11 protein-coding genes are annotated in these 10,459 nt (G+C 68.8%); 5 read left to right on the top strand and 6 right to left on the bottom strand.

What is annotated here, in order from left to right; all coding sequences use genetic code 11:
• From FE811_RS27930 to FE811_RS17015, 5 genes are all read right to left on the bottom strand, one after another.
• Positions 1–329 (bottom strand): hypothetical protein (locus tag FE811_RS27930; protein WP_219848892.1); only part of this gene is annotated, 329 nt, incomplete at its 3' end.
• Between the two features lie 170 nt (positions 330–499).
• Entirely contained in the window at positions 500–769 is a 270-nt protein-coding gene (rpsO, locus tag FE811_RS17030) for a 30S ribosomal protein S15 (protein ID WP_024842753.1), read from the bottom strand.
• Between the two features lie 144 nt (positions 770–913).
• Positions 914–1,825 (bottom strand): calcium-binding protein, encoded by a 912-nt coding sequence (locus FE811_RS17025; RefSeq protein ID WP_140848157.1) that lies wholly within the window; start codon positions 1,823–1,825, stop codon positions 914–916.
• Between the two features lie 110 nt (positions 1,826–1,935).
• On the bottom strand, positions 1,936–2,589 hold the full coding sequence (locus tag FE811_RS17020) for a YggS family pyridoxal phosphate-dependent enzyme (RefSeq protein WP_140848155.1): 654 nt from the start codon (positions 2,587–2,589) through the stop codon (positions 1,936–1,938).
• 70 nt (positions 2,590–2,659) lie between these two features.
• Positions 2,660–3,730, bottom strand: coding sequence for a porin (locus tag FE811_RS17015; protein ID WP_181180883.1), 1,071 nt, complete (start codon positions 3,728–3,730; stop codon positions 2,660–2,662).
• Positions 3,731–4,035: 305 nt separating this feature from the next.
• On the opposite strand from FE811_RS17015, the gene FE811_RS17010 reads away from it, so the two are divergent.
• The 5 genes from FE811_RS17010 (at position 4,036) to FE811_RS16990 (ending at position 9,890) form a co-directional block, all read left to right on the top strand.
• A complete protein-coding gene (locus tag FE811_RS17010) occupies positions 4,036–4,548 on the top strand; it encodes a DUF3576 domain-containing protein (protein WP_072461442.1) in 513 nt (170 codons plus the stop codon).
• Between the two features lie 75 nt (positions 4,549–4,623).
• A complete protein-coding gene (gene leuS / locus FE811_RS17005; protein ID WP_116223199.1) occupies positions 4,624–7,158 on the top strand; it encodes a leucine--tRNA ligase in 2,535 nt (844 codons plus the stop codon).
• A complete protein-coding gene (gene lptE / locus FE811_RS17000) occupies positions 7,145–7,630 on the top strand; it encodes an LPS assembly lipoprotein LptE (RefSeq protein WP_036758638.1) in 486 nt (161 codons plus the stop codon). The genes leuS and lptE overlap by 14 nt, the downstream gene beginning before the upstream one ends.
• Positions 7,627–8,655, top strand: coding sequence for a DNA polymerase III subunit delta (gene holA, locus FE811_RS16995; RefSeq protein WP_036758634.1), 1,029 nt, complete (start codon positions 7,627–7,629; stop codon positions 8,653–8,655). Before lptE ends, holA begins: the two co-directional genes overlap by 4 nt.
• Complete coding sequence (locus tag FE811_RS16990) at positions 8,652–9,890, top strand: TIGR03862 family flavoprotein (RefSeq protein WP_255469758.1); 1,239 nt, start codon at positions 8,652–8,654, stop codon at positions 9,888–9,890. The genes holA and FE811_RS16990 overlap by 4 nt, the downstream gene beginning before the upstream one ends.
• On the opposite strand, the gene FE811_RS16985 is transcribed toward FE811_RS16990, so the two are convergent.
• Positions 9,866–10,453, bottom strand: coding sequence for a glutathione S-transferase family protein (locus FE811_RS16985; protein ID WP_036758630.1), 588 nt, complete (start codon positions 10,451–10,453; stop codon positions 9,866–9,868). The two genes, FE811_RS16990 and FE811_RS16985, sit on opposite strands and share 25 nt — an antisense overlap.
• Between the last annotated feature and the right edge of the window lie 6 nt (positions 10,454–10,459).

Here is a 10,459-nt window from a genome sequence, read left to right as displayed (position 1 = left end):
CCCGCTGCCGCCTCCGCCGGATCGGCGCCCCCGGCCGGGGCCTGGGCCGCGGCAGGGGCTGCAGCCTCGGGCACCGGGTGCTTCGCGGCCGCGGCGGCGACAGGGGCCGGTGGTTCATCGGCCGGGGCCGCGCCATCGGCAGAAGCCTGCATCGCCTGGGACGAGAAGTCGAACCGGACCCCGTCGCCATCCGCGGGCCTCACGCCCAGCAGCGATCCGGCCAGCGCACCCAAGGCGTTCGAGACAGCCTGCAAGGGCGTCGAACCGGCCCCCGAGGCGGCGGCTGGGGCAGAAGAGGAAATAGGCTTGAAAAGTGAACTGATTACCATCTTACGATCTCCATCTTGAAGACAGCCACAGGATAAAGGTCGCCCGTTAGGAATCCAGAAAGCAATCCGTTGGATTTTAATTGACCGGCCGCACCGCAACGAAAAACGCCCGCAGCCTTTGCCGCGGGCGTTTCCTGCAATCCAAGGGCCGCGGGATCGCGGCCGGCCGGTCAGCGGCGCAGGCCCAGCTTGCCGATCAGGTCGGTATAGCGGGCTTCGTCCTTGCGCTTCAGGTAGTCCAGCAGCTTGCGGCGCTGCGCGACCAGCTTCAGCAGACCACGACGCGAATGGTTGTCCTTCTTGTGGGTCTTGAAATGCTCGGTCAGCGTGGCGATGCGCGACGACAGGATGGCGACCTGCACCTCGGGCGAGCCGGTGTCGCCTTTCTTGGTCGCGAATTCGGTCATCACGCGGTTCTTTTCCTCGACGGTGATCGACATCGGGGTCTCCTTTCAGGATCAAAGGGTTATGGCACAGGCCGGGATGTCGTCCAGCACAGGCCCGTGGAGAGATCCGCCGGAATCGCCCGGTCGGATGCGGGCGTATAGGCAAAATCGGCCGAAAAGGAAAGGGTTTTCTGCGGCTCAGCCGCCCGGTGCGATCCGCGTCAGGGCGATGTCGGCAACCCGCAGCCCTTCGGCCTGCAACACCCGGCCCACCGCCACCCCGTCCACGCGGATCACCGCCGATCCGTCGGTCTCGTGCTCCAGCGCGACCACGGGATCAGCGCCGTCGCCGTGATAGCGCAACTCGATTCGGTCCAGATCCCGGTCGAAATCGGCGATGACCGGCAGCGTCTCGCCCGGATCGTCCAGATCCTCGCCCGGCACGTCCAGCAGGAACAGATCCTCGCCCTCGCCGCCCTCGGCGAAATCGCCCAGGCCGGGCTGCAGCGTGTCGCGGCCGGCCCCGCCATGCAGCCAGGCCCGCTCGGGCTCGGCCGAGCCGATCAGCAAATCGTCGCCCTCGCCGCCGTCCAGGTCATCCTCGCCGCCGCCGGCGATCAGCGTGTCGTTGCCGGCATTGCCCGAGATCCAGTCGTCGCCGTCGCCCCCGGTCAGCAGGTCGTCCCCCTCGCCACCGAAGATCGTGTCGTTGCCGGGGCCGCCATGCACGGTGTCGTTGCCGCCCTGCCCGGCCAGATAGTCGTCGCCCGCGCCGCCGTCGATGGAATCGTCGCCGCCCGGTCCATAGTCGCCGTCGCCATAGATCCAGTCGGTGCCGTCGCCGCCCAGCAGCGTGTCGCTGCCCAGCCCGCCATGCAGGTCGTCGTTGCCGCCAAGGCCGGTCAGCAGGTCGTCGCCATCGCCGCCGGCCAGCCAGTCCGAGCCCTCGCTGCCCTCGGTCGTCAGCCCCTTGGGCGCGTCGCGATCGGATGATTCAGGAAAAGGCGGGTCGTCGGGGTCATGCTCGCCGCCGGGAGTGCGGGCGGTCCCGGTCACATCCACGGCAAGGCCGGCGAATACCAAACTGAGCAGACTACTGATCAACAACATGACGGGAACCCAAGCGAATCACGCGACCCACATTGGCACCTTATCCCGTCGCCGCCCGCCCCGCATCCTTATTGCTAATAAAGGCTTAACGGACCGGGGCGCCCCCGCGGTCAGCCGTAGTCGCGCGCACCAAAGATGGCGCTGCCGATGCGGACATAGGTCGCGCCCTCGGCGATGGCGGTTTCGAAATCGGCGCTCATGCCCATCGACAGGCCGGCCAACCCGTTGCGTGCGGCAATATCACGCAGGGCGCGGAAATGCGGCACCGGGTCCAGATCCTCGGGCGGGATGCACATCAGCCCGGTGATCGCCAGGTCCAGCGCGCGGCATCGGGCGATGAAGGCGTCGGCCTCGTCCGGCAGGACGCCGGCCTTTTGCGGCTCGGCGCCGGTGTTCACCTGCACGAAAAGCTGCGGGCAGGCCCCGCGCGCCTGCACCTGCCGCGCCAGTTTTTCGGCCAGCGAGGGGCGGTCGAGCGTGTGGATGGCGTCGAAAAGCTCCAGCGCGGGTTTCAGCTTGTTGGTCTGCAGGGGGCCGATCATGTGCAGCTCGATGCCGGGGAAACGCTCGCGCCAGCGGGGCCATTTCCCCGCCGCCTCCTGCACGTAGTTTTCGCCGAAGACGCGATGGCCGGCCGCCAGCACCGCCTCGACCCGGTCGGGGGGCTGCACCTTGCTGACGGCGATCAGCGTGACGGCGCCAGGCGCGCGTTCGGCGGCTTTCTCGGCCGCGGCAATGCGGCGCCTGATGTCATCCAGTTCCATGGCGGCATGATTTCCAAAAGAAAAGAGCGGGCGCAAGGCCCGCTCTTCCTGTTTTCCGTATCCCGAAGGATCAGAACTCGAAGCGCACGCCCATGTCGGCGGTCACGCGCTCGTCGTAGTCGCGCTGAAGCGACGCACCCAGACGGGCACCGCCCAGGTCGTAGTTCACGCCGATACCGAACGCGTTGTCGGTTTCGTTGCTGTCGCGATCATTGTTGGCGACATAGGCTTCGATGTTGGTGCGGCCATCGGCCAGGGTGTAGTCGCCATAGAGCGCGATGGTCTGGCCGTCAAAGCCATCCTCTTCATCGCCACCGTCCACGTAGTTCAGACCGACGCGGGCATTTTCCATGACGGCATAACGGGCGCCGAGGAAGAAGATATCGTTGCCGTCGATGCCACCACCATTGAACGCAGCAGCGGCGGACAGTTCCAGACGGTCATCCCAAGTATAGTCGACCGAAAGGGAGATCTCCTCTTCCATCAGGCCGTCGAGGCCCAGCTCCTCCGAGAGCGCGTCGGTCAGGCCCGACTGATCGGGATCGACATACGACGCTTGCAGGGTCAGATCACCCAGGGTGTAAAGAGCCCGGATGCCCACACGATCGATTTCCTGAAGGGCATAAGGACCAGCTGCATAAGCAAAGAAAGTACCTGCTACATCGCTGAAACCGACGGAGCGGTCGAAGGCTCCGAGTTCGGTCGCGTAAAGCAGACCGTTCGAGTCAAAAGCGGTGTCGACGTTACCGACTTCGACGGTGAAGCCTTGGGCGCTGACCCAAAGTTTCCCCGCGTTGGTAGCAGCGCTCCACCCACGGCCGCTGAGAAGATCGTTCACGTCGTCGAAGCTCGCATCGCCGCCACCTGCGATAGAACCAAGAGCGCCGACACCGTTGCCCTGATCCCACTGAAGACGGAAGCGCGCACCGAAGTCGACGCCCGAATCGGTCGACTGCGAAGCGTCGATGTTCATCCGCAGACGGCTGACGACGCGCGACTCGTTCTGGCCAGCGGCGTCCTGAGCAGCGGTGTTTTCGTAATAGATCACACCGGTCCGGCCATAGCCGGAGATGGTCACGTCGGCGGCGGCAACGCCCGCGGTCAGGACCAGCGCGGTGGAGGCGATAAGAGCCTTTTTCATGATGTTTCCCTCTTGTCTCTCTCGTATGCCCCACCCGGTATGCCGGTTTGGGGTATGCCAGTTGTGTCGCGCTTTCCCCCCTGCATTGCAACGGAATCGCATCGGCTTAGCCCGATTCCGACCTGCTGTGATGCACATGGGCCACACCCCGTTGCAACGCCCCCCGCCCCGCCGCGGACGCCCTTACGCGCGCGAGCCATATCCCCTCCGGGACGGGGGATCGCGGGCCAGGGGCGCAGCCTCTCTTGTCGCAAGGGGCGGAATTGCGCTATGGCTCGCGGCAAGGACGATCCGGGGGACATCAGATGACCAGACGCGCCGCACGGCTGACCGCCGCCCTGCTGATCCTGGCGGGGCTTGCCGCCTGTTCGGGGGGCGGCTCGGGCTTGGGTTCGGCAGGCTCGGCCGGATCGGCGACCTCGATGCCGGGCGGCGGGAATCGCCAGGCCCAGCCGCAGGCCGTCGAGCGGCGCGAGACGATCTGGGACGTGTTCTCGGACCGGCGCAACCCCAACGACACGGTGGCGGTCAACAAATACCTGTGGAACGCCAGCCTGGACGTGCTGAACTTCCTGCCGATCCAGTCGATCGACCCCTTCACCGGCGTCATCGTCACCGGCTACGGCACCCCGCCGGGCGGCGGGCGGTCCTATCGCGCCACGATCAAGGTCAGCGACCCGGCGCTGGATGCGCGCGCGCTCAAGGTCTCGTTGCAGGGGGCGGGCGGGGCTGCCGTGGCGCCCGATACCGTGCGCGCGGTCGAGGATGCGATCCTGACGCGGGCCCGGCAGCTGCGGGTGCAGGACCGCAACCTCTGATCCCGCCGAGCCCGCTGGACCTGCATCGGGCAAGCGGCTAATACCCTGCGGGCAATCTGTCGCCCGGAGGTTTCCATGCCCTATGATCCCGCAATCAGCGAACCGCGCTGGCAAGAGGCGTGGGAGCAGGCCGATACGTTCCGCGCCGTGCGGGACGAGCGGCCCAAGTATTACGTGCTGGAGATGTTCCCCTATCCCTCGGGGCGCATCCACATGGGCCATGTGCGCAACTACACGATGGGCGACGTGGTGGCCCGCTTCAAGCGCGCGCAGGGCTTTTCCGTGCTGCACCCGATGGGCTGGGACGCCTTCGGCATGCCGGCCGAGAACGCGGCGATGGAGCAGGGCGGCCATCCGCGCGACTGGACCTATGGCAATATCGCCACCATGCGCGGCCAGCTGAAGCCGCTGGGCCTGTCCATCGACTGGAGCCGCGAATTCGCCACCTGCGACGACGCCTATGTCGCCCAGCAGCAGGCGCTGTTCCTGGACATGCTGGAGGCCGGGCTCATCACCCGCAAGTCGGCGCAGGTGAACTGGGACCCGGTCGACATGACGGTGCTGGCCAACGAGCAGGTGATCGACGGCAAGGGCTGGCGATCCGGCGCCACGGTCGAGCGCAAGGAGCTGACTCAGTGGTTCTTCAAGATCTCGGATTACTCGGACGAGCTCTTGTCGGCGCTGGACGGGCTGGAGGGCTGGCCGGAAAAGGTGCGGCTGATGCAGGCCAACTGGATCGGCAAGTCGCGCGGGCTGCAATTCCGCTTTGATACCGTCGATCTGCCGGATTTCCCGCAAATCGAGGTCTACACCACCCGGCCCGACACGCTGATGGGCGCCAGCTTCGTGGCGCTGTCGCCGGATCATCCGCTGGTCAAGTCGCTGGCCGCATCCGACCCGAAGGTCGCGGCTTTCGTCGAGGAATGCCGCCGCATCGGCACCACCGAGGAAGCCATCGAGACCGCGCCCAAGATGGGCTTCGACACCGGGCTGACCGTGCGCCACCCGCTGGACCCGGATTGGCAACTGCCGATCTGGATCGCCAATTTCGTGCTGATGGACTACGGCACCGGCGCCATCTTCGGCAGCCCCGCGCATGACGAGCGCGACCATGAATTCGCCACCAAATACGGCCTGCCGATCCGCGCCACCTTCGGCGAGCGCGGCATGGACCTGGCCGCCGCCGACGCGCTGGTGGCCAAGGCGCCCTATGTGCCGCTGAAATCCGAGACCGTGACCTATGTGCGCGGCTTCGCCGGCGAGGCCGACCAGACCGGCGAGGCCGCGGTCGATGCCGCCATCCTGCACGCCGAGGCCGCCGGCTATGGCGAGGGCGTGACCAAGTTCCGCCTGCGCGACTGGGGCATCTCGCGCCAGCGCTATTGGGGCTGCCCGATCCCGGTGGTGCATTGCGACGCCTGCGGCACCGTGCCCGAGGCCAAGGCGAACCTGCCGGTGCTGCTGCCGCAGGACGTCAGCTTCGACGTGCCCGGAAACCCGCTGAACCGGCACCCGACCTGGGCCGCGACCACCTGCCCGAAATGCGGCGGCCCGGCCCGGCGCGAGACGGATACCATGGACACCTTCGTCGATTCGTCCTGGTATTACGCCCGCTTCACCGCGCCGCACGCGGCGACGCCGACCGACCGGGCCGAGACCGACTACTGGATGAACGTGGACCAGTATATCGGCGGCATCGAACACGCGATCCTGCACCTGCTCTATTCCCGCTTCTTCGCCCGCGCCATGGTCAGGACCGGCCACCTGCCGGAAGGCGCAAAGGAGCCCTTCGACGCGCTGTTCACCCAGGGCATGGTCACGCATGAGATCTACATGACCCGCGACGAGCGCGGGCGCCCGATCTATCACCTGCCCGAGGACGTGGTGGACGGCAAGCTGGCCGACGGCACGCCGGTCGAGGTGATTCCCTCGGCCAAGATGTCGAAGTCCAAGAAGAACGTCGTCGATCCGGTGAACATCGTCGAAAGCTTCGGCGCCGATACCGCGCGCTGGTTCATGCTGTCCGACAGCCCGCCCGAGCGCGACGTGGAATGGACCGCCGCCGGGGCCGAGGCCGCGAACCGCTTCCTCGCCCGCGTCTGGCGGCTGGCCGACGAGATCCCCGAGGGCGGGGCCGATCCCGAGCTGACCCGCGCCGCGCATCGCGCCATCGACGAGGTGACGCGCGCCATCGAGGGCTTTGCCTTCAACAAGGCCGTGGCCAAGATCTATGAGCTGGCGAATGCGACGGCCAAGTCGGCCGCGGGCGGCGAAAGTCGGCGCGAGGCGCTGCGCATCCTGGCGCAGCTGATGGCGCCGATGGTGCCGCACCTGGCCGAGGAGGTCTGGGCCAAGGCCGGCGGGCAGGGCATGGTGGTCGATGCCGCCTGGCCCAAGGCGGACCCGGCGATGCTGGTTTCCGACAGCGTGGTGCTGCCGATCCAGATCAACGGCAAGCGCCGGGCCGAGATCGAGGTGCCCAAGGACATGCCCAAGGACCAGATCGAGGCCATCGTGCTGGCCGACGAGACCGTGCAGCGCTTCATGGAGGGTCAGGCGCCGAAGAAGCTGATCGTGGTGCCGGGGCGGATCGTCAATGTCGTGGTCTAGGCGGGCGGTGATCCTGGGCGCGCTGGCCCTGGCCGGCTGCGGCTTTTCCCCGGTCTACGGGCCGGGGGGGACGGGGGGCAAGCTGTTCGGCCAGGTCCGCACCGCCGATCCGCGCACGCCCGACGACTTCGCCTTTGCCGGCCGCATCGCCGAGCGGCTGGGGCCCGATGCGCAGGCGCGCTTCCTGCTCGACTACCGGCTGCGCATCGCCGTGGTGCCGCAGGCGATCACCCCCGACGAGGTGACGACGCGCTATGCGCTGAACGGCACCGCCGATTTCACCCTGACCGAGGCCGGCACCGGCCGCGAGGTGACGCGCGGGCAAGTCAGCAGCTTTACCTCCTATTCCACCACCGGCACCACCATCGCCACCATGGCCGCCGAACAGGACGCGCATGAGCGGCTGGCGCGGATGCTGGCCGACCAGGTGGTGACGCGGCTGCTGGCCATCCAGCCCGACGCCGTGCCATGATCCTGAAGGGCGCCGAGATCGGACGCTACCTGGCGCGGCCCGATCCGACGCGCCCGGCGCTGTTGATCCATGGCCAGGACGCGATGCGCGTGGCGCTGAAGCGGGCCGAGGCGGTCAAGGCCCTGGTCGGGGCGGGGGCCGAGGAAGAGATGCGCCTGACCCGCATTCCCGGCGCCGACCTGCGCAAGGATCCGGCGGCGCTGTTGGACGCGGTCAAGGCGGTGGGGTTCTTTCCCGGCCAGCGCGTGGTGCTGGTCGACGACGCGCCGGATGCGGCGGCGCCGGCCATCGCCTCGGCCATCGCGGAATGGAAGCCGGGCGACGCGGTGATCGTGGTCGCGGCGGGCGGATTGAGCAAGTCCTCGGCGCTGCGCAAGCTGTTCGAGCCGCATCCCGCCGCCGTGGCCGCGCCGATCTATGACGACCCGCCCGGCGAGGACGAGGTCGGGCGCTGGCTGAAGGATGCCGGCCTGCGCGAGGTGCCGCGCGACGCCATGCGCGACCTGATGGCGCTGTCGCGGGCGCTCGATCCCGGCGATTTCCGGCAGACGGTGGAAAAGATCGGTCTCTACAAGCATGGCGATGCCGAGCCGCTGACGCCGGCCGAGATCGCCGCGCTGGCGCCCGCGACCATCGAGGCCGAGGTGGATGAGCTGATCGACTGCGTGGCCGAGGGCCGCGCGCGCGAATTCGGCGCGCTGATGCGGCGGATCGAGGGACAGGGAACCCTGCCGGTGACGCTGTGCATCGCGGCGCTGCGGCATTTCCGGGCGCTGCACGCGGCGGCCTCGGACCCCGGCGGGCCGGGGGCGGGGCTGGCCCGGCTGCGGCCGCCGGTCTTCGGCCCGCGCCGCGACCGGATGATTCGCCAGGCGCAGGACTGGGGCATGCGGGCGCTGGAGGATGCGATCCACCAGCTGATCGACACCGACCTGGTGCTGCGCTCGTCCTCGCGCGCGCCGGCCATGGCGCTGATGGAGCGGATGCTGTTGCGGCTGTGCATGATGCCGCGGGGCGGGCGGTGAGCGAGGCGGCAGAGGTCGAGGCGCTGGTGATCGGTGCCGGGCCGGCGGGGCTGATGGCGGCCGAGGTGCTGGCCGGGCAGGGCGCGCGGGTGATGGTGGCCGAGGCCATGCCGACCCCGGCGCGCAAGTTCCTGATGGCGGGAAAATCCGGGCTGAACCTGACCAGGGACGAGCCCTGGGCGCTGTTCGTGACGCGATACGGGGGCTCTGCCCCCCGCGCGCCCGACCCCTCGACGGGGTCGGGCGCGCGTCCCCCGGAGTATTTGTTGAACGAAGAAATCGGGCCCGAAGCGGTGATGGCCTGGGCACGCGGGCTGGGGGTGGAGCTGTTCACCGGCTCGACCGGGCGGGTGTTCCCTGTGGGCATGAAGGCCTCGCCATTGCTGCGGGCCTGGCTGGCGCGGCTGGCGGGGCAGGGCGTCGCCTTGCGGACGCGCTGGCGCTGGACCGGCTTTCAGGGCCAGAACTGGTGCTTCGAGGTTCCGGGCGGGGTAGCCTTGCTGCGGCCCCGCGTCGTGGTGCTGGCGCTGGGTGGGGCGAGCTGGCCCCGGCTCGGCTCGGATGCGGCCTGGGTGCCGTGGCTTGCCGGGCGCGGCGTGGTGGTGGCGCCGTTCCGGCCGGCGAACATGGGGTTTCGCGTCGCCTGGTCGGCGCCGATGGCGCGGCATTTCGGCCAGGCGGCCAAGGGCGTCGCGCTGCATGTCGGCGATCGCGTCGGCCGCGGCGAATGGGTGGTGACGGCCGAAGGCATCGAGGGCGGCGGCATCTACGAGGTCGCGGCCGCGATGCGCGACGGGGCCGAGGCTTTCGTCGACCTGGCCCCCGATCTCGCGCCCGAGGAACTGGCGCGGCGCTTTGCGCGCGCGCCCTCGAAGCTCTCGGTCGGCAACCGGCTGCGGCGGGTGCTGGGCGATCCGCTGCGCGCGGCGCTGCTGATGGAATGGGGCCGGCCCTTGCCCCTTGAGCCCGAGCGGCTGGCCATGCGCGCCAAGGCGCTGCACCTGCGGCACCAGGGCGCGATGGGCATCGAGCGGGCGATTTCCTCGGCCGGGGGGATCGCTGCCGAAAGCCTGACCGCGGCGCTGGAGCTGAAGGCGCTGCCCGGCGTCTTTGCCGCCGGCGAGATGCTGGACTGGGAGGCGCCGACCGGCGGCTACCTGCTGACCGGCTGCCTGGCCACCGGGCGGCTGGCCGGGCGCGGCGCCGCCGCCTATCTGGCCGCGGCGCGCAGGTAGGCCGGGCGGGCGCGCATCATCTCGAGGTAGTCGGTCAGCCGGTGTTCGGTGATCGGGAAGCGCGCGGTCAGCGCCCAGGTCAGGCAATGCGCCAGGATGATGTCGGGCACGGTCATGCGGTCGCCCATCAGGAAGCCCCCCTCGGCGATGCGATGCACCAGCGTGCGCTGGCTGCGTTCGAATTCCCAGCGCAGCGTGTTCTTGATCGCCGCCAGCCGCATCTCTTCGGGCAGCACGAAGCTGTGGCGCGCCGCCAGCCACAGCGCGGCGTCGAATTCATCCAGCACGAATTGCGTCAGGCTGTCCTGGCGCGCCCGGTCCAGCGTGCCCGCCGGATGGGTCAGCGCGCCGTGCTTGTCGGCCAGATAGGTCAGGATCGCGGTGGAATCGGTGACGGGCACGCCGTCCACCACCAGGACCGGCACCTTGCCGGCGGGGTTGAAGGGCCTGACGCCCTCGCTATGCGGGTTGACGGCGACATGTTCATAGGGCTGGCCCAGTTCCTCGAGCATCCACAGCACGCGCATGGCGCGGCTCTTGCCGGTTCCGATCACCTGATACATCCAGTT

It is taken from the genome of Paracoccus sp. FO-3 (assembly GCF_006386455.1).
Taxonomy (GTDB): Bacteria; Pseudomonadota; Alphaproteobacteria; order Rhodobacterales; family Rhodobacteraceae; genus Paracoccus; species Paracoccus versutus.
This window is presented reverse-complemented; position numbering and strand designations above follow the sequence as displayed.